At 65.7% G+C, this 22,103-nt stretch carries 19 protein-coding genes; 6 read left to right on the forward strand and 13 right to left on the reverse strand.

The window, feature by feature from the left end; all coding sequences use genetic code 11:
* Positions 1–51: 51 nt before the first annotated feature.
* The 3 genes from ED21_RS10150 to ED21_RS10160 all read left to right on the forward strand — a co-directional run bounded on the left by ED21_RS10150 (position 52) and on the right by ED21_RS10160 (position 2,358).
* On the forward strand, positions 52–648 hold the full coding sequence (locus ED21_RS10150; protein ID WP_006833804.1) for a lysozyme: 597 nt from the start codon (positions 52–54) through the stop codon (positions 646–648).
* Between the two features lie 85 nt (positions 649–733).
* The gene (locus tag ED21_RS14770) at positions 734–1,762 is read left to right on the forward strand and encodes a hypothetical protein (RefSeq protein ID WP_006833805.1); all 1,029 of its coding nucleotides are present in this window, start codon (positions 734–736) and stop codon (positions 1,760–1,762) included.
* An 11-nt stretch (positions 1,763–1,773) separates the two neighbouring features.
* Positions 1,774–2,358 carry a fasciclin domain-containing protein gene (locus ED21_RS10160; RefSeq protein WP_006833806.1) on the forward strand — a complete coding sequence of 195 codons (585 nt, stop codon included), beginning with the start codon at positions 1,774–1,776 and terminating at the stop codon, positions 2,356–2,358.
* A 9-nt stretch (positions 2,359–2,367) separates the two neighbouring features.
* Here ED21_RS10160 and ED21_RS10165 read toward each other — a convergent pair whose 3' ends face one another.
* The 4 genes from ED21_RS10165 to ED21_RS10180 all read right to left on the reverse strand — a co-directional run bounded on the left by ED21_RS10165 (position 2,368) and on the right by ED21_RS10180 (position 10,941).
* The gene (locus ED21_RS10165) at positions 2,368–6,567 is read right to left on the reverse strand and encodes a translocation/assembly module TamB domain-containing protein (protein WP_006833807.1); all 4,200 of its coding nucleotides are present in this window, start codon (positions 6,565–6,567) and stop codon (positions 2,368–2,370) included.
* The gene (locus ED21_RS10170) at positions 6,567–8,654 is read right to left on the reverse strand and encodes an autotransporter assembly complex family protein (RefSeq protein ID WP_006833808.1); all 2,088 of its coding nucleotides are present in this window, start codon (positions 8,652–8,654) and stop codon (positions 6,567–6,569) included. Before ED21_RS10170 ends, ED21_RS10165 begins: the two co-directional genes overlap by 1 nt.
* A 43-nt stretch (positions 8,655–8,697) precedes the next feature.
* A complete protein-coding gene (locus tag ED21_RS10175; protein WP_006833809.1) occupies positions 8,698–9,540 on the reverse strand; it encodes an arginyltransferase in 843 nt (280 codons plus the stop codon).
* Positions 9,541–9,687: 147 nt separating this feature from the next.
* The gene (locus tag ED21_RS10180; protein WP_006833810.1) at positions 9,688–10,941 is read right to left on the reverse strand and encodes a threonine ammonia-lyase; all 1,254 of its coding nucleotides are present in this window, start codon (positions 10,939–10,941) and stop codon (positions 9,688–9,690) included.
* Between the two features lie 108 nt (positions 10,942–11,049).
* Here ED21_RS10180 and ED21_RS10185 point away from each other — a divergent pair, with 108 nt between their 5' ends.
* Complete coding sequence (locus ED21_RS10185; protein ID WP_006833811.1) at positions 11,050–12,699, forward strand: amidohydrolase; 1,650 nt, start codon at positions 11,050–11,052, stop codon at positions 12,697–12,699.
* Here ED21_RS10185 and tatC read toward each other — a convergent pair.
* The 9 genes from tatC to ED21_RS10230 all read right to left on the reverse strand — a co-directional run bounded on the left by tatC (position 12,684) and on the right by ED21_RS10230 (position 20,042).
* Positions 12,684–13,496: a twin-arginine translocase subunit TatC gene (gene tatC / locus ED21_RS10190; RefSeq protein ID WP_006833812.1), complete on the reverse strand. Its 813-nt coding sequence runs from the start codon at positions 13,494–13,496 to the stop codon at positions 12,684–12,686. The genes ED21_RS10185 and tatC overlap by 16 nt on opposite strands.
* 1 nt (position 13,497) lies before the next feature.
* A complete protein-coding gene (gene tatB / locus ED21_RS15160) occupies positions 13,498–14,013 on the reverse strand; it encodes a Sec-independent protein translocase protein TatB (protein ID WP_006833813.1) in 516 nt (171 codons plus the stop codon).
* Between the two features lie 23 nt (positions 14,014–14,036).
* Entirely contained in the window at positions 14,037–14,267 is a 231-nt protein-coding gene (gene tatA, locus ED21_RS10200; RefSeq protein ID WP_006833814.1) for a twin-arginine translocase TatA/TatE family subunit, read from the reverse strand.
* Between the two features lie 67 nt (positions 14,268–14,334).
* Positions 14,335–14,952, reverse strand: coding sequence for an SMC-Scp complex subunit ScpB (gene scpB, locus ED21_RS10205; protein WP_006833815.1), 618 nt, complete (start codon positions 14,950–14,952; stop codon positions 14,335–14,337).
* The gene (locus ED21_RS15805) at positions 14,949–15,752 is read right to left on the reverse strand and encodes a ScpA family protein (RefSeq protein WP_006833816.1); all 804 of its coding nucleotides are present in this window, start codon (positions 15,750–15,752) and stop codon (positions 14,949–14,951) included. The genes scpB and ED21_RS15805 overlap by 4 nt, the downstream gene beginning before the upstream one ends.
* The gene (gene nagZ, locus ED21_RS10215; RefSeq protein ID WP_034922287.1) at positions 15,749–16,768 is read right to left on the reverse strand and encodes a beta-N-acetylhexosaminidase; all 1,020 of its coding nucleotides are present in this window, start codon (positions 16,766–16,768) and stop codon (positions 15,749–15,751) included. The genes ED21_RS15805 and nagZ overlap by 4 nt, the downstream gene beginning before the upstream one ends.
* Before the next feature lie 90 nt (positions 16,769–16,858).
* The gene (locus tag ED21_RS10220) at positions 16,859–17,584 is read right to left on the reverse strand and encodes an SPOR domain-containing protein (RefSeq protein WP_006833818.1); all 726 of its coding nucleotides are present in this window, start codon (positions 17,582–17,584) and stop codon (positions 16,859–16,861) included.
* Positions 17,585–17,587: 3 nt separating this feature from the next.
* Entirely contained in the window at positions 17,588–19,327 is a 1,740-nt protein-coding gene (argS, locus tag ED21_RS10225) for an arginine--tRNA ligase (protein WP_006833819.1), read from the reverse strand.
* A gap of 61 nt (positions 19,328–19,388) precedes the next feature.
* A complete protein-coding gene (locus ED21_RS10230; RefSeq protein WP_002649859.1) occupies positions 19,389–20,042 on the reverse strand; it encodes a hypothetical protein in 654 nt (217 codons plus the stop codon).
* 93 nt (positions 20,043–20,135) lie between these two features.
* Here ED21_RS10230 and ispH point away from each other — a divergent pair, with 93 nt between their 5' ends.
* Together ispH and ED21_RS10240 are read left to right on the forward strand one after the other, a co-directional pair.
* Positions 20,136–21,122, forward strand: a complete 987-nt coding sequence (ispH, locus tag ED21_RS10235; protein ID WP_006833821.1) for a 4-hydroxy-3-methylbut-2-enyl diphosphate reductase — start codon at positions 20,136–20,138, stop codon at positions 21,120–21,122.
* On the forward strand, positions 21,123–22,079 hold the full coding sequence (locus tag ED21_RS10240; protein ID WP_006833822.1) for a homoserine kinase: 957 nt from the start codon (positions 21,123–21,125) through the stop codon (positions 22,077–22,079).
* The last annotated feature ends 24 nt before the right edge of the window (positions 22,080–22,103 follow it).

Genomic DNA, 22,103 nt, shown 5'->3' on the forward strand with positions numbered 1-22,103 from the left:
AACTTGAGTGTGCATGATTGGGCGGCCTGTCTCCGATGAAAGGCCTTCCCTATGCACCGCAAGCCCGTTTTCGACGCCGTCCGCCGCCTGCTTGGTCGCAAGTTCGACCAGCAGGAAGTCGACGCTCTCGACGCTGCGCTCGACGCGTCGGCGGGAGTTTCCGCCCAGGACCCTGCTCCATCCGTTCCATCCTGTAGGGTGTCGCCAGAGGGCATCCAGCTTATCAAACGGTTCGAGGGCTGCGCCCGCGAGCGACCCGACGGGTGTTTCGAAGCCTATCCCGACCCCGGCACCGGAGGCGCACCCTGGACCATCGGCTGGGGCGCAACCGGCACCGATATCAGTCTCGACACCGTGTGGACCAAGGCGCAATGCGATGCACGGTTGGAACAGGATATCGCACGGCACGCAAAGGATGTCGCGTCGGCGATCGGAAATTGCCCGACGACGCAGGGCCAGTTCGACGCCCTCGTGAGCTTCCATTTCAACACCGGCGCGATCCGCCGCGCCTCGCTCACCAAGCTACACCGGGCAGGAGAATACGAGGCGGCCGCCGAGGAGTTCGCCCGTTGGCGCTACGCAGGGGGCAAAGTGCTTAAGGGACTGGAACGGCGACGCCGGCAAGAGGCCAAACTCTACCGCAGCTGACGGTTTTCCGCCGTTTCCTTGCGTCCAGATTAACCGGAACCGACTCGCGCTCTACCCCGTTTGCAGGGTCAAAGGAGTATCAGCTATGCGTATCATCGTGGCAGGGGCGGCAGCCATCGCGCTCGCGGCCAGCGGCGCTTACGCCCAGGGAAACGGCAAGGGCAATGGCGGCGGAAACAAGCACGCCGCGGGTCAGGCCAAGGGCAATGGAAACGGCGGCAAAAAGGCCGATCGCGGCCCTGACCGTCAGGAAAAGGGGCAGCGCGCCCAAAAGAAGGGCAACGGCAGGGACAACCGCGATCGCGACTGGGAGGGCCGTCCCGCCCAGGCCCAGAACGACAAGCGCGGGAACGGCCGACGCGACGAGCGGAACGAACGCTCCTATGACGACCGGCGCGCAGACCGCAATGATCGGCGCGACGATCGGCGCGAAGTGCGCGTGCGCTATGATGATCGCGACCGCCGCGACGGCCACCGCATCCTGCGCGGCGAGCGCGACACGCGCTGGCTGGTGCAGGATCGCGATCGCACCCTGATCGACGGCTGCCCCCCGGGCCTTGCGAAGAAGCGCAACGGGTGCAACCCGCCGGGGCAGGTCAAGGACCGCTACCAGCGCAACCTGTTCGGCTACGATTACCGCCCCAGCCTGTTCGGCCTGACCAATTACGACCGGCGCGGCGACTATTACTATAACGACGGCTATCTCGTGCGGTACGGCGATCGGGGTGTGTCGAGCTGGATTCCGCTCCTCGGCGGAGCGCTGGGCATCGGCAACGTATGGCCGCGCGGCTATGAGAGCTATCGCGTGCCGGACTACTATGTCGACTATTACAACCTCGGCAGCCCGGACCGCTATCGCTATGCCGACAACGTCATCTACCGCGTCGCCCCCGAAGACGCGGCGATCACCTCGATCGCGGCGCTGATTACGGGTGACGATTTCCGTATCGGGCAGGCCATGCCGCGTGGCTACGACGTCTACAACGTCCCCCACGCCTATCGCGATCGCTACTATGACACCCCCGACTATATGTATCGCTATTCGGATGGCTACGTGTACCAGATCGATCCCGAGACCCGCCTCGTCGCGGCTGCCATCGAACTGCTGATCTGATCCGGAGAGACATGATGAAGAACTTCACCAAGCCCATCGTGCTGGCCGGTGCAATCGCAGGCATGGCCCTGCTACCCGCCTGTTCGAGCGATGCCGACACGGCCGACGAAGGTTCGACCGCCACCCAGGATGAAGGCACCCGCACCCTCGCCGCCTCGCTCGGCGACCTCCCCGACATGGCTAGCCTCAACGGCGCGATTTCGGCGGCGCAACTCGGCTCGATCTTCGATGGCCCGGGCAGCTACACACTGCTCGCCCCCAACGATCCCGCCTTCGACAGGCTGGGCGATTCCGGCAAGGCGCTGCTTGAGGAAGAGCAGCGTCCTCTCCTCGTCGGCCTGCTGCGCGAACACATATTGCCGGGGCACCTGACGCCCGAGAACATCGGCGAGGCGCTGGACACCCAAGGCGGCGATGTGACTATGACCACGCTGGGCGGCACCGCCGTCACCTTCTCGCGCGATGGCGAGGCGATCACGGTCTCCAACGGCAACGGCTCGTCGGCCCGGTTCACCGGTACGGCGACCGCCGCCACCAACGGGGTGATCATTCCGCTCGACACCGTGATGGTGCCGACCGAGACGCCCACGGCCTGAAATGCCAGATCAATAGTCGCGGCTGATTTCCGCGACGGCACTTTCGCGACCGATGGTCGAGACGCTTGCGAGTAGGGATAGCCAGCTCGTGACGCGGAACTCGACCTCGGTCGCGCTGTATCCGCGCCCGTCGGTGACCAGTTCGACGTAGAACCTGCGCCCGATGTTCTTGCCCAGCGCTACGCCGGTCTGGCGATTGAGCGCGGGGTCGGCGGACACGATGCGCAGCCGGTCGAGCCCGATGGCCGAGCGAAGCTGGTTGATCGGATCGAGCCCGCCACCGCCACGCAGGCTGGCGACGGCCGCTCCCAATTGCAGCGCGTCGGTCGCGGAAAGCTCGGTGATGGAACCGCCAAACAGCAGGCGGGCGAGGATTTCCTCTTCGGGCAAGGCGGGATCGGAAGAGAAGGCGATCTCGGTCTGCGAAACCGTGCCGGTTACGGTGACGATGACGGAGACGCCGTCCGCCTCGCTCTCGGCCCTGATATCGAGGGTGGGATCGATCGGCTGGTTCTCGTCGAAGTCGATCTCGCCACGGGTCAGCTCGAAGCGCGTCCCGGCAAAGGTGTAGTCCCCGCGCACCACGCGGGCGCTGCCGCCGATGCGCGGTTCGTCGGTGGTGCCGCGCAGGATGATGTCGGCGCCCCATTCGCTGTCGAGACCCATTCCGTCGACATCGATCCGGCTGTTGCCGCGCGCATCGATGAGATAGCGCCACGGGCGGCTTCCGGTCACACTCGGCGCGCGGTCGGCAGGGGCGTTGATCTCGGTCGTCGCGATGCGCGGCAGGCGCATGTCTTCGGCAGCCGTGCCCAGTTTCCAGCTGGCGCGGTTAATCCGCACGCGGCCGGCGATGGTGCCGCCAAGACCGTTGGAGACAATCCGCAAGGGTCCGCTGATCGTGGCATCAAGGCCGTTTGCCCGCAGCAGTCGCGCATTCTTGGCTGATGCGCGCAGGTCCAGAGTCGGGCCGCGGATCTCGGTAAAGCGACCGACCACGCGTTCGCCCAGCCCTTCGAGATCGACGATACCGCTTCCGGTCACCGTACCCCCGTTCGCCGTGCTTCCCGCAAAGCGCGTGAGATTGAGGCGCGAGCCGGCGAAGGTGCCGCGCACCGTCACGTCTTGGATATCGGTCCCCGACAGGGAACTGCGCACGCGCAGGTCGTCGCTCGTCACCCGGCCACGCACGACCGGATTGGCGAGTGTGCCCGTGGCGTTGGCAGCGATCGCGACCGGCCCGGTGAGGTCGAAGGCGTCGACCGCTGCGAGACGCCACAGACTTTCCGCGGCTCCTTCGTAGCGCAATTGTCCATCGAGCCGCCCCGCCCGCAAACGCTGCGTGAGATCGCCGCCCGACGGCAAGTTCGTGATCAGCGCCTGCATCCGGCCGCGGCGAATATCTTCGTTCGCCACCACCGCCCTCGCTTCGAGCTGGTTCCTCTCGAGCCTTGCGACGAGAGCGAGGTCGACCGGCTTGCTCGTCAGAACCAGACCCGATCGCGTGAGATCGTCCACTTTCACACGGGCGATCCCGGTGGGAAGTCCGCCCTTCGGCTGCCGAAAATCGATGGTGCCCGACATGGTCCCGCCGAGCCCGATGTCGGACACGGCCACATCGACCAGCGAGAGCGGCATGCCTGCCAGCTTGAGTTCGAGGGCGGTTTCGTTAGGCGCGAAGACACCCGAAGCGATCGCTCCGCCACCGCCATAGTTCAGCTGGGTTGGCGCCAGGCGCCATCCGCCGCCTTCCAGCGCGGTCAGCACGGCGCGGCGCGGCATGGTGATCGTGCGGCCGGCGAATTGCCCGTCGGCGGCCACTGCGATCCGGTCCGGCCGGAAGCGGGCGTTAACGTCGAGCGCGAAGCGGTTGCCGCGCTGTCCTGTGAGCGCCGCGTCGAGACTGCCCACGCCGTCGACTACCTCGCCCCTGGCTGCCATCCGCCCGATGAAGAGCGTGCCGTATTGGAGGCCCTGTGCGTTGGCCGTGCCGCGGAAGCTGTAGGAACCGTCTCCTAGCAGGCCCGAGGCGTCGATATCGGCCCGCGCAATCGTCAGCGGCGTATCGCCGCCGAACCGCGCGTTGCGCGCGGTCAAGTCGAGATCGACCCCCTGCCTGCCGTCTCTCGGAGCAAGACCCACCGTTCCGTCAAGTCCGCCGCCGCCAAGCGCCAGCGTGCCCTGCACGCCGCCTTCGACCAGCAGGATATCGCCCGAGACATCGGTCTCGGAAACGGTCAGTTGCCGGATCGCGATCCGTGTCGGTCCGCTCTCGGGCGCAACGAGGCCGAGCGCGCCCGTAAAGGGACCGAGCAGCGAATTGCCCTCGGTGTCGATCGCGAAACCTTCCTCGGTCGGAGCGATTGCGAGGCGGACATCCTCCAGCCCCGTTACGGGCCGTGCGAAGACGAGTTCCGCCGTGGGTGCACCGTCCTCGATCCGTCCTTCGACCGTGAACGGACCGTACTGGGTGTGCTCGCCCGTGCCCGCGAGCGTGGTCGTGCCGCCGTCGATCGCGCCGTCCATCGCCAGGGTGAGCTTTTCCGAGTTCACCCGCAGCCGGTCGAAAGCGATCGCCGCGCCATTGCTGGTTGCGATCCCGCCGCGCACGCGGATTGCGGGCCCCGCGAGATTGGCCAGCGTATCGTTGCTGACCGGAGATATGCGCGCATCGAGCGTCGCTCCGAGCCGCCATCCCGACGGCAGGAGATCGAAATCGATCAACGCCGTCCCGCCCGCCGTCCCGACATTGTCGAGCGCAAGGCGATCGGCCCGCACCGGTCCGCGGAGCTGGTAGCGGCCTGTCTCAAGGTCGCCGCGCAGGACGAGATTGGCTGCGAGGCCGCGAAAGGCAATGGTGAGGTCCTCGCCAACCAGCGTGCTGCCGGAAAGAACCAGCCGGCCGCGGCCGGTGCCGTTGACCAGCCGCGGGTCGACCAGTGCGTTGCCCGTCTCCACGCGGGCGACGCGAAGCGACAGCGGGACGGTCCAGCGCGCGCCGTCGTAACGCGCAGTGCCTTGCTGGCTAAGCCCGGTAAGGCTGGTCGTGCCCGATACCAACCGCCCGATGGTGAGATCGTGGACGATGGCGAGATCGTCGAACGCGCCGTTGACGCTGGCCTCGGCGCGGGTGTTCTCCAGCCGCAGGTCCTCACCGAAGAGCGCCGGATCGCGCAACACCGCGGCAAGCTCGTAAGCCTCGACCCGGTTTTCCGCGAGATCGACCAGGCCTTCGCCATCGAGACGAATGCCGCGCCCGACCAGCGTGGTCCTTCCGTCGAAGGCGCGGTTGTCGATCCGTAGGCGCGAACGGATCGCCACGTCGTCGCCCAAGGCGTTGGCGACCGTGCCGCTCGTGAAATCGCTGGGGTCGATCTTGCCGAGAACGCCGAAGACGCCCTTGTCGTTTGTGATGCGAAGCGCGGCCATGCGCTCGCCTTCCGAACGCGCCAGCAGGCCGCCCGTCCAGCGCGACCAGCTGCCATCGCCCTGCAACCTTGCCTCGTAACCGCGCGGGAGACCGAGCATCTGCGCCAGCGGCCCCTCCTCTTCCGCCGTTATGCGCGCCGCCAGATCGAAGGAATCGCCATCGGGTTCGGCATCGACCAGCACCGCCACCCGGTCACGCTGACCCAGCCGCGCGTCGCCATCGACGAAGAGGCGGCGATCCTCGACCAGCACTTCCGCCTCGAGATCGACGCGCTGGGCCGCATCGCCCGCTATGCCCGGTGCGAGGGTAAGATTGTCGATCTCCAACCGGTCCACCGAGATGTCGAAGCCGGGCAGGATCGGGCCGTCGTCCTCGCTCGGCAAGAATTCCGGCAAGCGTTGCAGGGTCGCCCGGCGCGCAGTGAAGCGGTCGATTTCGAGCCGTTCCTCCAGCCATGCGCCCGGGTTCCAGTCCACCTCGGCGCGCGGGATGGTGAGGAAGACGCCTTGCGGATCGAGCAGCTTCACATCGTGCAGCACTGCCTCGCCGTAGAGATTGCCCTCGATCCGGCCGATCTGCACGACCAGCCCGTTGGGGAAGGTCTGCTTAGCGATCTGGCTGGCGAGGAAACGTTCACCCAGGGGTGTGTTGAGCAGCGCCAACGCGGCAATGACCAGCAGAATCGGTCCGCCGATGAGGGTCGCCGCCCATTTCGAGAAGCTGCGCGCACGGCTGCGGCGGCGCGGCGGCGGGCTTTCGTGCGTATGCTCTTCGGCCATCAGAAGGCCTGTCCAAGCGACACGTAAACGGCAATCGGCGCGTCATCGGGATCGGGATTGAGCGGGGTCGCGACATCCACGCGCAGCGGCCCGAAACCGGTCGCGTAGCGCAAGCCCACCCCCGCGCCGTATTTCACGAACCGGAAATCGGGCACGGAATCGATCGACACAGCGCCAGCATCGAAAAAGGGCACGATCGAGACCGCGCCATCGAAAAAGCCGGTGCCGATACGCGCCTCGATCGAAGCTTCGACGAGGCTGGCGCCGCCGGTCGGTTCGCCGAAATCGTTGGTCGGGCCGATTTTCTCGTAGCCATAGCCGCGTACCGACGCGCCGCCACCGGCATAGAGCCTGCGCGATGGCGGTACGCCGAAGAGTTCGCCGCCTTGGATCGTCGCCCCGCGCAGGCGCCCGGCCAGCACGATCCGCTCGCTCACCGGCTGGTAGTAGCTGGCATCGGCCTGAAGGCGGAAATAGATGAACTCCCGGTCCGCCGTGTAGGAGATTTCCGGGGCGACGAAGCCGCCGATGCGGAAACCCTGCGTCGGATCGAGCAGGGAATCGGTCGTATCCAGCGTGGCGCGGCCAAAAACCGAACCGACGAAATAGGTCCGCCGTGGACGCGGGACGCCACCGATCACGCGGTTGCGCTCGTCGGTCGCCAGCACCTCGACCCCGCCCGCCCAGCTGAAGGGCTTTTGGAACAAGAGCGTCGACAGCTTCTCGAAGGTGCCCGTCAGCGCGACGGTGTTGGCGTCATAGGCATCGGTGTCGAGCGTGCGCGCATAGGCGTCGAGCGTCAGCACCTTGTCGCGACCGGTGAAGTTGTTCTTGCGGAAGGTGATGCCCGCCATCTGCTCACGTGTGCCGGCGACGCCGCGCAGGCGCAACAGGCCCTCGGGCGGAAACAGATTGCGATGCTCCCAGCTCGCCTGCAAGCGGAAGCCCTCTTCTGAGCCATAGCCGATCGCACCGGCAATCGTGCGCAGCTTGGCGCGGCTGAGTTCGACATCCATGGCAACCACACCCGGCTCGTCGCCCTGCGGCGGCGTCACTTCGCGCGGAGTGACCGAGACCGAAGAGACCAGCCCCGTCGCGGTGACGGCGCGCCGCAAATCCATCGACAGGCTGCGCTGGTAGGTATCGCCCGGATCGAAGCGGGCGATCCTTCCAAGATGGCGGCCCGACAGGAATTCGGGATCGTTGCTGACGACTTCGCCGAACACATACTTGCCGTTGGGATCGACCTTGAGTGTCAGGTCGCCTTCGACCCGCTCGTGATCGATCAGCAGCTGCGGTTCGTCGATGGCGGCAAAGGCATAGCCGTTCTCGCCCAGCGCCCGGTCGAGGTTGAACTGCTCCTGCAGGATCATGTCGCTTTGCAGGTAGTCCCCCGGAAAAATGCCGAAGGTCTCGCGCAGCACCTTGTAATCGGGCGCGGTATCGAGATTGCCGAGATTGACGGTTCCGACCTTGTACCGATCGCCGGGGATGACATCGAAGCGGACCGTGGGCGTTTCATCGGCGGTGGTATCACCGGCCCGGATACTGCCGGTCGAACGGATCACCTGTCCATCGTAGTAGCCATAGACCCGCAGGAGGTTGCCAAGCAGTTCTTCGTCCTCGCGTGCCCGCGCGGCGAGCTGAGCGACGTTGGCGTCCTCGTCCTCGAGCTGCTCGAGGGTGGAGAGCGCCTCGAATCGCTCGACGAAATCGCCGCGCTCGGAAAAGGGTGGCTCGGTCTGCGGGAAGCCGAGCACCAAATTGTCGGCCAGGCGCTCGATATCCGCCTCGTCGAAAGCGACTTGCGACTGGCCCAGATCGAGGTCTGCGAATTCTATGTCTTCGTCCGGTTCGAGCGGTTCGAACCCGTCGATGGCGATATCATTGGGCCAGGGCAGGTCGAGACCCGGCGGTTCGGCGATCGGCGTCTCGGGATCGGGCGCCGCAGCATCCGGGATCTCTACCGCTTCCGCGGAGCCCTGTTCGGCCCAATCGTCAGGATTGTCGACGGCGCTATCGGGTATGAGGTCTTCCAGCTGCGCAGGGGCGTCCGGATCCTGGGCGGCAAGGGGTGCCGCCGCCAACGCGAGCGTGGCGGCGCAAAGGACCGGAGCCAGCCGGATCTGCCTAGTCGGCGAGCTTGTATTCGCGCTGGCTGCCGTCTTTCGAAGGCCTGGGTTCGCCGTCCCGGTCGCTCCGCGGTGCCGTGGCGGCCGCGATGAGGCGCTTTTGCTCGGGTTCGGGCATGCGTTCCCAGCCGCCGCGAGTGAGCCGTTCGAGCGGACGATAGCGGACCTTGTATTGCATACGGTCCGATCCTTCGACCCAGTAGCCGAGGTAGACATAGGGCAATCCGCTGTCGGCGGCGCGCCTGATGTGGTCGAGAATGATGTAGTTCCCAAGCCCGGCCCGATCCTCAATCTCAGGGTCGTAAAAGCTGTAGATCATCGACAGCCCGTCGCCCTGTACGTCCGTGAGGCAAGCGCCGACCAGTCTGCCTGGTTCGTTGCCCACTCCCGGTTCCCGATATTCAATGACATAGCTGGATACCGGCGTGTGTTCCACCATATCCGCAAAATCGCTTTCGTCCATCTCCGCCATGCCCCCACCGGGGTGACGTGCCGCAAGATAACGACGAAGCAGATCGTATTGCTCTTCGGTCGCCCAGGGACGGCACTCCGAAGCGATCAGATCGTCGTTCGCCTTGAGCGTGCGCTTCTGGCTGGACGAGGGTTTGAATTCCTTCGCCACGACGCGGACCGAGACGCAGGCCTGGCAGTCGAGGCAGGAGGGGCGGTAGGCGACGGTCTGGCTGCGGCGGAAACCGATGCGGCCCAGCGCCTCGTTAAGCTCGTCCGCGCTGTCGCCGCGCAGTTCGGTGAAGACCTTCCGTTCGCTGCGCCCGGGCAGGTACGGACACGGCGCGGGGCTGGTCACGAAAAACCTGGGAAAGCGGATGGGTGCCGTCACGGCCTGCGGGTCCTCTCGTTGCGACGTTCAATTCGTTAACAACTCCTTTATGCATGACCCGTGCCCGCGTTTAAAGACTATTAACCACGAAAAAGCGGACGACCTCGCGAGTCGCCCGCTTTCGAGGGATTTTTCGGTTAACGCTTGTCAGGCGAGTTCGGCGAGTTCGACGCTGTAACCCTTGCTTTCCAGCTCACGGACAAGCCGGTCGATCTGGGCCCCGTCGCGGGCCTCGCACTCGATTTCCGTGATCAGCCCCTTGGCTGGCAGCGTGGTGAAAATGCGCTGGTGGTAGATTTCGATGATGTTGACGTTGTGCTCGTTGAACTCGCGCATCACCTTGTAGAGCGCGCCCGGGCGATCCTGCAGCGTGATACGCAACCGCGCGAGGCGGCCCGAACGCGCAAGGTCGCGCACCAGCACATTGGCCAGAAGGCGCGTGTCGATATTGCCGCCGCACAGTACGAGACCCACGGTCCTGCCCGCGAATTTTTCCGGATGCGACAGGACGGCAGCAAGACCCGCAGCCCCAGCGCCCTCGACCACGGTCTTCTCGATCTGGAGCAATAGCGACACCGCGCGCTCGAGCTGCGGCTCTTCGACCAGCAGCACTTCGTCGACTAGTTCGGAGATGATCTGGCGGGTGAATGCGCCGGGTTCCTTGACCGCGATCCCTTCCGCCAGCGTATCACCGCCGCAGGGAAGCTCGACCCCGGTGACGACCGAGTACATCGAGGGATAGAGCTTCGCCTGCACGCCAACCATATGGATATCGGGATTGAGCGCCTTGGCCACCGTCGCCACGCCGCTCATCAGCCCGCCGCCGCCGATCGGCACGACCAGGTAGTCGAAATCGAGTTTCCGCTCGAGCATTTCCAGCGCCACCGTGCCCTGCCCTGCGGCGACCTGCGGATCGTCGAAGGGATGAACGAAGGTCAGCCCGCGCTCGGCTTCCAGTTCGCGGGCATGGGCATAGGCCTCGTCGAAGGTCTCGCCGAACAGCACCACGTTGCCGCCCACGCTTTCCGTCTGCATCACCTTCACCGAAGGCGTCGTCGACGGCATGACGATCGTCACCGGCACGCCGAGGCGGCGACCGTGATAGGACAGTCCCTGCGAATGATTGCCCGCCGAGGCCGCGATCACGCCTTTCGCCATCTGCTCGTCCGACAATTGCAGCAGCGCGTTGAGCGCGCCGCGCTCCTTGTATGCGGCGGTGAACTGGTGGTTCTCGAACTTCAGCCAGATATCGGCGCCGGTGATTTCCGACAGGGTGATCGAGTGCAGCATCGGCGTCTTGACCACCGAACCATCGATGCGCTGCGCTGCCGCGCGCACATCGGCAAGGGCGAGAAGGTCGGTCGCGCGCGCTTCGGCGCGCTGGGAAGATGCCTGGGTCATAGTCTTGCCCCTAGGGTTCGCGAGCCTCGCGCGCAATCGCCGAAAGGGTTTGCGCAAGCCAAGCTATGCCTTATCGCTGGCCGCTCACTCCTCGAACGGGATCGCCTGATGAAGCTTCGATTTACTGCCGCCCTCCTCGCCAGTGCCATCGCCATGCCTGCGCAGGCTGACGTGCTGGTGGACAATGTCACGGGCATCACGCTCGATGAAAACGGCGCGGTGAGGCGCTTCGAAGCGCTGGTGATCGACGACGACGGCAAGATCGCCCAGCTGATCGAGCGCGAACAGGACCGCCCGCGTACCGATTATCTCGAGGATGGCGAAGGCAAGGTCATGCTGCCCGGCATGATCGATGCGCATGGCCATGTCATGGGCGTGGGCTTCGGCGCGCTGACGCTCGATTTATCGGACACCAATTCGCTCGAGGAAGCGCTGGACAGGATCCGCGCCTTCGCGGCCGAGAACGAGGCGCGCCCGTGGATCTTGGGCCGCGGCTGGAACCAGGAAAAATGGGGCCTCGGACGCTTCCCCACCGCCGCCGAACTCGACAGCGCCGTGGCCGATCGCCCGGTCTACCTCGCCCGCGTCGACGGCCACGCGGGCTGGGCCAATAGCCTCGCCATGCGTGCGGCCAACATCACCGCTTCAAGCAAATCGCCTGCCGGTGGCCGGATCGAGAAGCTGGCCGACGGCAAGACGCCTTCGGGCATCTTCGTCGATGCGGCGGAAGAACTGATGAACGCCGCCGTCCCCGCCCCGCGCCCCAACGAGCGCGACCTCGCCTTCGCCGAAGCGCAGAAGGTGCTGCACAGTTATGGCATCACGGCCATCGCCGACATGGGCACCACGATCGAGGACTGGCAGGCCTTCCGCCGGGCAGGCGACAATGGCTCGCTCACCCTGCGGATCATGTCCTACGCGGCCGGACCCGACCAGATGACGCTGATCGCCGGCGCGACCCCCTCACCCTGGCTCTATGACGACAAGCTGCGGATGAACGGGGTGAAACTCTATCTCGACGGCGCGCTCGGCAGCCGCGGCGCCTGGCTGAAGCAGCCCTATGCCGATGATCCGGGCAACACCGGCCTGCCGCTGACCCCGCCGGCCGCCTTGCGCAACATCCTCGTGCGCGCGGCGCAGGGCAATTTCCAACCCGCCGTCCACGCCATCGGCGATGCCGCCAACGCCGAGGCGCTGAACGCCATCTCCGAAATCGCCGAAAGCTACGATGGCGATCGCCGCTGGCGGATCGAACACGTCCAGATCGTCGACCCCGCCGACCTGCCCAAGCTCGCCCAGCACGGCATCATCGCCAGCATGCAGCCCGTCCACCAGACGAGCGACATGTTCATGGCCGAAGCCCGGCTGGGTCAGGACCGGCTGGGCGGCGCCTATGCGTGGAACAGCATTCTCCAGCTGGGCGGCCGCCTCGCCTTCGGGTCGGACACGCCGGTGGAATCGCCCGATCCCTTCGCCGGACTGGCGGTTGCGATCACGCGCAGCAACGCGGCAGGCGAGCCGTTCGGCGGCTGGCGGCCGACCGAGCGGGTGACGCGCGAACAGGCGCTGGCTGGCTTCACCGCCGACGCCGCCTATGCGGGATTTGCCGAAGGGCGCTTCGGACGTCTTTTGCCGGGCGAGAGGGCCGACTTCATCCTCGTCGACACCGATCCCCTGCTGGCGACGCCGGAAGAAATCCGCGCCACCACGGTGCATGAAACCTGGGTCGGCGGGCGGAAGGTCTACGAGGCCGACTGATCGGCTTCGGGCTCGCTCACCTCTTCCTCGGACTTCGCCTTCGCTTCGCGCTTCTCGAAAATGCGCATTAGGACCAGCGAGCCTTCGAAGAGCAGCAGCAACGGCACGGCGAGCAGCAGCTGCGAGCCCGGGTCGGGCGGCGTGATGATCGCCGCCAGAGCCACCACCAGCACGATGACATAGCGCCGCGCGCCGACCAGTTGCGCGCGCGTCACGATGCCTGCGCGGTGGAGCAGCAACAGCAGGACCGGCAGCAGGAAGCTCATCCCGAAAGCGAGGATGAACTGCATCACGAGGCCGAGATATTCGTTCGCCGTCGGCAGCGCCTGAATTTCCAACCCGCCCGCGCTGCCCTCGAAGCCGAGGAACCACTCGAAGGCGGTCGGCATGACCACGTAATACGCAAGGCTCGCCCCGGCGAGGAACAGGAAGGGTGTGGCGAACAGGAAGGGCAGGAAAGCCTTCTTCTCCTTCGCGTAAAGCCCGGGTGCGACGAAGGCCCAGAGCTGGTTCGCGATATAGGGAAAGGCGATGCAGAAACCTGCAAAGAGCGCGACTTTCAGCTCGACGAAGAAGACCTCGTAAAGCTTGGTGAAGATCAACTGGCCCTGCCCGTCCGGGAAGGCTTTCTTGAGCGGCTGAATCAGGAAGCCGAGGATTTGGTCGGCAAAATAGAGGCATGCGCCAAACGCCACCACCAGCGCCGCCACGCAGCGCACCAAGCGGCCGCGCAGCTCGATCAGATGGTCGAGCAGGGGGGCCTGGCTGTCGTCGATATCCTTCACGTCGAAAGCCATGTCAGCGCTGCCCCTCGGCATCGCCGAAGGGTAGGCTCGGCTCGTCGGAGGGTTTCGGGGCAGGTTTCGCGGCTGGCTTCGGCGCAGGGTCTACTGGCGCTTCGCCGCCGCCATGCTCGGGCGCCTTGGTGAGCGCGGCACGACGGATCGCGGCCTCGGCAGCGGCATCGGGATCGGGTTCGGGATCGGGATCGGGATCGGCCGTCTCGCCCGCGGAGGCCAGCGGTTCCATCCGCGGCGGCACCAGCTCTTCCGGCGCCCCACCTTCGGGCTCGTTGCCCGTCGGATATTTCGCCATGATCTCCTTGTTACGCTGAGACCACTTCTCTTCCATTTCCTCGATCTCGGCCTGGCGGACCATCTCGTCGATGCCGGAGCGGAAATGGGCGGACATGCGGCGCAGCTTGCCGATCCAGCGCCCGGCGCTGCGCATGGCGCGCGGCATGTCCTTGGGGCCAATGACGAGGATCGCCACGATGACGATCACCAGCAATTCGGCCGCGCCGATATCGAACATGGATTAGCGGCTCTTGTCGGCGATTACTTGGGTTCAGAAGGTGTCTTGGCCTGGTCTTCCTTCAGGCCTTGGTCGGCAGGCTTCGCCTCGTGCGAAATTTGCTGCGTCGGCTTGGCGTCGTCTTCGTTCATGCCCTGCTTGAAGCTTTTGATGCCCTTGCCGAAATCGCCCATCATTTCCGAAATGCGCCCGCGCCCGAACAGGACGAGGATGACGAGAGCGATGATGATGAGCTGCCAGGGGCCGAGCGACATGGGAAACTACCTTTAAAAACTAAGTGTGTTGCAGCCCAATATAGGCCTGTGCGCGGGCGAAAGCCAGTCAGGCCGCGTCGGAGGGCTCTTCATCGCCTTCGGTGCCGGTCTGCGCACCGTCCGTATCGTTCTCGCCCATGAGGTCTTCATAGGCGTCTTCTACGGGATCGAGCAGGCCGGTAGCGCGCAATTCCGCGATTCCGGGCAGGTCGCGGCGGCTGGAGAGGCCGAAATGGTCGAGGAATTCGGGCGTGGTCGCGTAAATCGTCGGCCGCCCCGGCACTTCGCGGCGCCCGGCGATCTTCACCCAACCCGCCTCCATCAGCACGTCCAGCGTCCCGCCGGAGGTCTGCACGCCGCGGATCGATTCGATTTCCGCGCGGCTGACCGGCTCGTGATAGGCGATGATGGCCAGCACTTCGGTCGCGGCGCGGCTGAGGCGGCGGACCTGCTCGCGCTCCTTGCGCAGGAGGTGGGCAAGATCGGGCGCGGTTTCGAAATGCCAGCGCTTGCCGCGCTCGACGAGGTGGATGCCGCGCTTTTCGTAGGTTTCGGCAAGGGCCTTGAGCGCTGCGCGCACTTCGGACTTGTCGGCATCTCCGAGGAAACCCGCCAATGCATCGACGCTCATCGGTTCTTCGGCAGCGAAGAGCGCTGCTTCGACGGAGCGTTCGAGCGGGTTCACTTCGCCCGCCTCAGTCGCATCGGCCCGAAGACCTCGTCCTGCGCGATTTCCGCCTTGCCCAGCCGCGCCAGCTCGAGCGCGGCGACGAAGCTGGAGGCGAGCGCAGACTTGCGCAGCCGCGGTTCGGCATGGGGCGGCAGGAAATCGCGCAGTTCCATCCATTCCAGCGTCACGCCGAGCATGTTGGAGACCCGTTCGAGCGCCGATTCCAGCGTCATCACGGGCCGTTCGCGGACCATGTGGACGGCGGGAGCCGTGCGGGCCTTCACCCGGCCATAGGCCTCGATCAGGGCAAACTGGTCGCATTCCCACTGGGTCTTGCGGACGATGGCCAGCCCTTCGGGCGCGCCGCGCAGGAACACGTCGCGGCCGATCCGGTCGCCGCCCATCAGGCGTCCCGCTGCCTCGCGCATCGCGCCGAGACGCTGGAGGCGCAATTGCAGCTTAAGCGCCAATTCTTCGGGGCTCGGATCTTCCTGCTCTTCCTTGGGCAGGAGCATGGCGGATTTCAGATAGGCCAGCCACGCCGCCATCACGAGATAATCGGCCGCCAGTTCCAGCTTCAGCGCCTCGGCATGGTCGATGTAGTCGAGATATTGCTCGACCAGCGCGAGGATCGAGATTTCACGCAGGTCGACCTTCTGCCGCCGTGCGAGGTCGAGCAGGAGGTCGAGCGGCCCCTCCCAGCCATCGAGTTCGAGATAGAGGGCGTCCTTGTCGACCGGGGCCTCGGCGGCGATGCCGTCCCAGTCCTCCGCATCCTCCTGCGGCACGTCGGCGAACAGCAGCCCGTCGGTCACGCCGCCCTCTCCGCAATGGCGAGCAGCGCGTCGCGCTTGGCCAGCAGCTCGGCAGTCTCGATCGCATCGGGAAAATCGCCCATTGCCGCGTGGACGCGCTCGAGCCGCGCGGCGGTTTCGTCCGACATTGTCGGGAAGCGGTTGGCGATCGCCTGCTGGTCGTCCATCTTCGCCCAGCAATTTAGGATGATGTCGCAGCCCGCCGCCAGCGCCGCCGCCCCGCGATCGGGGATCGTGCCGTCGAGCGCCTCCATGTCGATATCGTCCGACAATAGCAGCCCGTCGAAGCCGATCTTGCCGCGCACCACCTCGCGGATCACCGTTTCGGACAGTGTCGCGGGGTGCTCCGCGTCCCATGCGGTAAAGACGATGTGCGCGCTCATTCCCAACGGGTGTGAGGACAGCGAGCGAAAAGGTTCGATATCGGTTTCGAGCTCCGCGTCGCTGGCATCGACGACAGGCAGTACCTTGTGGCTGTCGGACGTCGCGCGGCCATGCCCTGGCATATGCTTGAGGCAGCCGACCACGCCTGCGCGCGTCATGCCGTCAAGCACGGCGCGGCCCAGCGCCGCCACCTGCATCGGTTTGCTGCCGAGCGCGCGGTCGCCGATCACTTCGTCGGTTTCGGGGCGGCGCACGTCGAAGGGCGCGTGATAGTCGACGCTTACGCCCGCCAGCGCCAGTTCGCGCGCCAGGGCCTCCGCGTTGACCCGCGCGGCCTCGATCGCCGAGGCAGGCGCGATTTCGTACAGCTTCGCGAAGGCCTCGCCCGCCGGGTATCTCGGCCAGACGGGAGGCTTCATGCGCGCAACGCGCCCGCCTTCCTGGTCGATCGAAACGATAAGCCGGTCGCGCCCATGGATGCTGCGCAGATCGTCGGTGAGCGCGCGCATCTGCTCGCGGCTATCGCAATTGCGGGCAAAGAGGATGTAGCCGGCCGGATCGGCGTCCTTGAAGAAGGCGCGCTCGTCGGCCGTCAGTGCGAGGCCGGAAATGCCGAAAATAGCCGGTGTCATGGCGCGAAACTGCGCCGATTCCGCGCGCAAGCCAAGCGCAGCGGAGTCGTCAGGTGTGGAAATTGCGGCGGGACGAGCCGATGGGGCGCGTTATTTCACGAAACAGGCGAGCCCGTCGCCCTTGAGGCGGGTGCAAAGCGAGCGCGCTTCGGCATTGCTGCCGCTCAGGGCCTGCAGGCGATAGACCGTCCCGATATCCACCTTCGCCTCGACCACGCGGTGACGAACGCCGTTGAGCACGGTCGTCTGCCGCATCAGGCGGCCCCAGGCCTCCTGTGCATCGCCCCGCGTGGGGTAGGCACCCACCTGCACCAGGGTGCCGGCGGCCGGTTCGCTGCTGCGAGGGCCCTCGTTGAGCGTCGTGGCGAGCGAAGGCCCGGCGACGTCTTCCTGTGCTTCGGGTTCCGTCGGCGGTCCGCGAACCACTTCCGTCGTCACCGGCTTGTCGGCGAGGCGGCCTTCGCGGGTCTGGCCCTCGCCCACGGCGAAGCTCGTGTCGCCGGTACCGGCGTAGGTCTTGCCGCCCTCGTCCTCGGGCCTGGTCTTGTAATCGCCCTCGGGCGCCCGGACGAGGCTTCCGTCGGCAGGAGGCTCGTCATTGCTCGCCCCGATGGCGAACCATGCGACCGCTACCAATGCGCCGACCACGAGCAGGGAAAGCGCGCCGAGCATGATGAGCCGCGAGGTGGCGAATCCGACTTCGTGCTCGCCTTCGTTTTCGTCCGCGTCGAGCCAGGGCAGGTGTTCGTCGCCCTCGATCAGTTCCAGATCGGAGGCCTGCCAGTCCTCGTCGTGTTCGTAAGGGCTGCGCGCCATCGCTTACATCTCCTCCACCGCCTCGACACCCAATATGCCGAGACCGTTGCGGATCACCTGTCCGACCTGCGCCGCCACGAACAGGCGCGCGGCGGTCAGTTCGGCGTCATCTTCCTGGATGATCCGCTTTGCCGGGTCATCGTTACCCGCATTCCAGAAACTGTGGAAGGCCGCCGCGAGATCGCCGAGGAAGAAAGCGATACGGTGCGGTTCACGCGCCTTCGCGGCCGCTTCGACCACGCGCGGGAATTGCGCGGCTTCGCGCACGAGCGCCAGTTCGTCCGCACCGAGACGGTCGAGATGCGCGTCGCTCGGCTCCACCCCTGCCTTGCGCAGCGTCGAGCGGATGCGGGCATGCGCATACTGGAGGTAGAAAACGGGGTTGTCCTTGCTCGCTTCGACCACTTTGGCGAAGTCGAATTCCATCTGGGCTTCGGGCTTGCGGGTGAGCATGGTGAATCGCACCACGTCCTTGCCCACCTCGTTCACCACATCGGCCAGAGTGACGAAGGTCCCGGCGCGCTTGGACATCTTCACCGGTTCGCCATTGCGGACGAGATTGACCATCTGCACCAGCTTGACGTCGAAGGGCACATCGCGGCCCGCGCCCTTGGTCAGCGCGGCGACGGCGGCCTTGATGCGCTTGACCGTGCCGGCATGATCCGCACCCCAGATGTCGATCAGCGCGTCGGCGTTCTCGGCCTTCTGGAAGTGGTAGGCGAGATCGGCCCCGAAATAGGTCCACGCGCCGTTCGATTTCTTGATCGGGCGGTCCTGGTCATCGCCAAATTCGGTCGAGCGGAAAAGCGGCAATTCCACCGGCTCCCAGTCTTCGGGCGGCGCCTTGCCCTTGGGCGCTTCGAGCACGCCGTCATAGACGAAGCCATGTTCGCGCAGCCACGCCTCGGCCTCTTCGGGCTTGCCCGCCGCCTGCAGCTTCGCCTCGGACGAAAACAGGTCATGATGGATTCCAAGCAGCGCGAGGTCTTCGCGGATCATGTCCATCATCGCGGCGACCGCGCGTTCGCGGAAGAGCGGCAGCCAGTCGCTTTCGGGCGCGTCCTTGTAGGCAGCGCCGAATTCCTGCGCCAGACGCTCGCCAACGGGCTTCAGGTAATCCCCGGGGTAGAGTCCTTCGGGAATGGCGCCGATGTCCTCGCCCAGCGCCTCGCGGTAACGCAAATGCGCCGAGCGCGCGAGCACGTCGACCTGGCCGCCAGCGTCGTTGACGTAATATTCGCGGATGACCGTGTGGCCGGAAAACTCGAGCAGTCCGGCCAGCGCATCGCCCACCACCGCGCCGCGGCAATGGCCCATGTGCATTGGGCCGGTCGGGTTGGCCGAGACATATTCGATGTTGACGGTCTTGCCGCCGCCGATCTGCGACCGGCCGTAATCCGCGCCGAGAGCTGCAATAGCTTCGAGTTCGCGCAGCCAGGCCTGTTCGGACAGGCACAGATTGATGAAGCCCGGACCGGCAATGCTCGCCTCGGTAATGTCGGGCTCGCGCGTCAGGTGCTCGACGATCTTCTCGGCCAGCGCGCGCGGGTTGGTCTTCGCCTTCTTGGCGAGCACCATGGCGGCGTTGGTCGCGAGGTCGCCGTGCGAGGGATCGCGCGGCGGCTCCACGGTGACGTTCGAGCGATCGGTCTCGGGCGGAAGGCTTCCTTCCATCTCGAGGGCGTTGAAAACTGCGTCGATCTTCGCCGCAAAACCGGCGTGCAGGGTCTGGATGTCGGACATGACCGCGCGCCTAGACGAATGGCGCGAAATGGCAAGATGTCAGCGCATCGCGCAGCCCCGTTTAACGGGTGGCGTTATAGGCCAGCTGGTCCTCGGTCAGCTGGAAGCCGACGAGCAGTTCGAAGGTCGCCCGCTGCACGGCGGCGCGCACTTCGGGATCGGCCAGCGGATCGAGCGCGGCATCGGGATCGCCGGCCTTGCGCTTACGCGTGATCTTCTCGCGAATATCGGCGGGCAGCGTGGCTTCGGCGCGGTTGACATAGGCCCCGGCGCGAGCGGTCGCCTCGGCGCGCTCCTGGCCATCGGCGAAGTTGACCGTCACCGTGCCCACGCGCTTCGAAATAACTGCGCTGCCACCGCGCAAGACGGTGGTGAAATAGGGCAGCTGGACACTGCGTGCACCGCGCGCATCGGCGCGGCGGGCGACGACGTTGAAACTCGCTTCGGTATAAACGCGCTCGCCTGTCTCGTTGCAGTTCGAGGTCAGGTCGGTCATCGCTGCGGTCACGTCGAGATCGGCCTGCGTCTTCGACGTCGCGCTGCGGAACAACGTCACATCGCCGGTATAGTCGGGAATGCCCACCGCCGGGCACGTCGTGCGAATCGCCGTGATGCCGGCGCCGCCGCCGTCAACCACCAGTTCACCGGACGATTTGCATCCTGCCAGCGCAAGACCCAGCGAAAGGGCGGTCAGGAGGCGAAAGCGATTGGTCATGTCGGCGGCATTCCTCATGTGTTCGTATGCGTACCCCACTAGGAGGCTCGCGTGCCCTAGCTTGGCGCGACCCAAAGCGCTAGAGGGGCGCGTATGAACGCTCCCTTTCAATCCACGGGTGAGAATCCAAACCCCTCGGACCCCCGCCTTCCGCTCAAGCTGCTGATCGCGGCCCCGCGCGGGTTTTGCGCCGGTGTGGACCGCGCGATCGAGATCGTCGAACGCGCGCTCGAAAAGTATGGCGCGCCGGTCTATGTGCGCCACGAAATCGTCCACAACCGCTATGTGGTCGATAGCCTGAAGGCCAAGGGCGCCATCTTCGTAGAGGAACTGGACGACGTACCCGACGACGTCCCCGTCGTTTTCAGCGCGCATGGCGTCCCCAAGGCGGTCCCGGCGGAAGCCGAGCGTCGCAAGCTCCTCTATGTCGATGCCACCTGCCCTTTGGTCAGCAAGGTCCACCGCCAGGCCGAACGGCAGATCGAGAAGGGCCAGCACATCCTCTTCATCGGCCACGAAGGCCATCCCGAAGTGATCGGCACGATGGGGCAGGTACCCGAAGGCGAGATCACGCTGGTCGAGACGGTGGAGGATGTCGCTGCCCTCCCCTTCACGCAGGAAGACAAGCTCTCCTACCTCACCCAGACCACGCTGTCGGTGGACGATACCCGTGCCATCACCGATGCTCTGGAAGAACGCTATCCCCAGATCGTCGCGCCCAAGGCCGAGGATATCTGCTACGCGACCAGCAACCGGCAAGCAGCGGTCAAGATCATCGCTCCTTCGAGTGACCTCGTGCTGGTGATCGGTGCGCCGAACTCTTCCAATTCGCTGCGCCTCGTCGAGGTTGCCGAGCGTCTGGGCACCGACGCCCGGTTGATCCAGCGCGCCGATGAAATCCAGCCCGAGTGGCTCGAAGGGGTCGGGACGCTGGCCCTCACGGCAGGCGCTTCGGCTCCCGAAAAACTCGTGCGCGAAGTCGTCGATCGCATATCCGAATGGCGCCTCGTCGACGAACAGCCGGTCACGGCAGCCGAAGAAAACATGATCTTCAAGCTGCCCCGGCAGCTCACCGACTAGGTGGCCGTCTATACCCATCTCGGGGCGGAAGACCTCGCGCGCCTGATCGCGCAATACGACGTGGGCGAACTGGTTTCGGCCAAGGGCATTGCCGAAGGGGTGTCGAACTCGAACTGGCTGGTGGAGACCACGCAAGGGCGGTTCATCCTCACCATGTACGAGCGCCGGATCAATGTCGGCGAACTGCCCTTCTTCCTTGGCCTGCTCGATCACCTCGCCGCCAGGGGCTGCGCGGTCCCTGCCACTATCCACGATCGGACGGGTGCGGCCTATCGCAAGGTGGACGACAAGGCCGTGGCGCTGATCGAGTTCCTGCCCGGCGTATCGCCGAACGAGGCCACGCCCCAGCAGGCTCACGCCGTCGGCGCCGCGCTGGCGCGGGTGCATCTGGCGGCGCAGGATTTTTCGCCGCAACGGCCGAACGATCTTTCCCCGATGGATACGGCCGCCATCCTCTCCCGCTGCGGCGAAGAAGCGCTGACGCGAATCGATGCGGATCTTGGCAGCGTGATCGAACGCGCGCAGGCGCTCGCGGCAAGCTGGCCCGGCGACCTGCCCTCCTCAATCATTCATAGCGACCTTTTCCCGGACAATGTCCTGATGCTGGGCGACCGGGTTACGGGGCTGATCGACTTCTACTTCGCCGCGCACGACATGATGGCTTACGACCTCGCCGTTGCCCATGCGGCGTGGTGTTTCGACAAGCGCGGACAGCACTTCGACGCTGCGATCGGCAGGGCGCTGGTGGCAGGCTACGAATCGGTTCGCAATTTGGGAGCGGCCGAGCGTGCAGCCCTGCCGAAACTGGCCGAGGGCGCGTGTCTGCGTTTCGTGGCCAGCCGGGCGGAAGACTGGCTCGACACGCCTCCCGATGCGAGTGTCCTTCGCAAGGACCCGATGGATTTCGTTCGCCGCTGGGATTTCTACGTCGAGATGGGCGACAGGGCGTTTGCCTGAGGCCAGACAGAAGCTAGAGGCAGG

Source organism: Erythrobacter sp. SD-21 (assembly GCF_000181515.1).
Lineage (GTDB): Bacteria > Pseudomonadota > Alphaproteobacteria > Sphingomonadales > Sphingomonadaceae > Qipengyuania.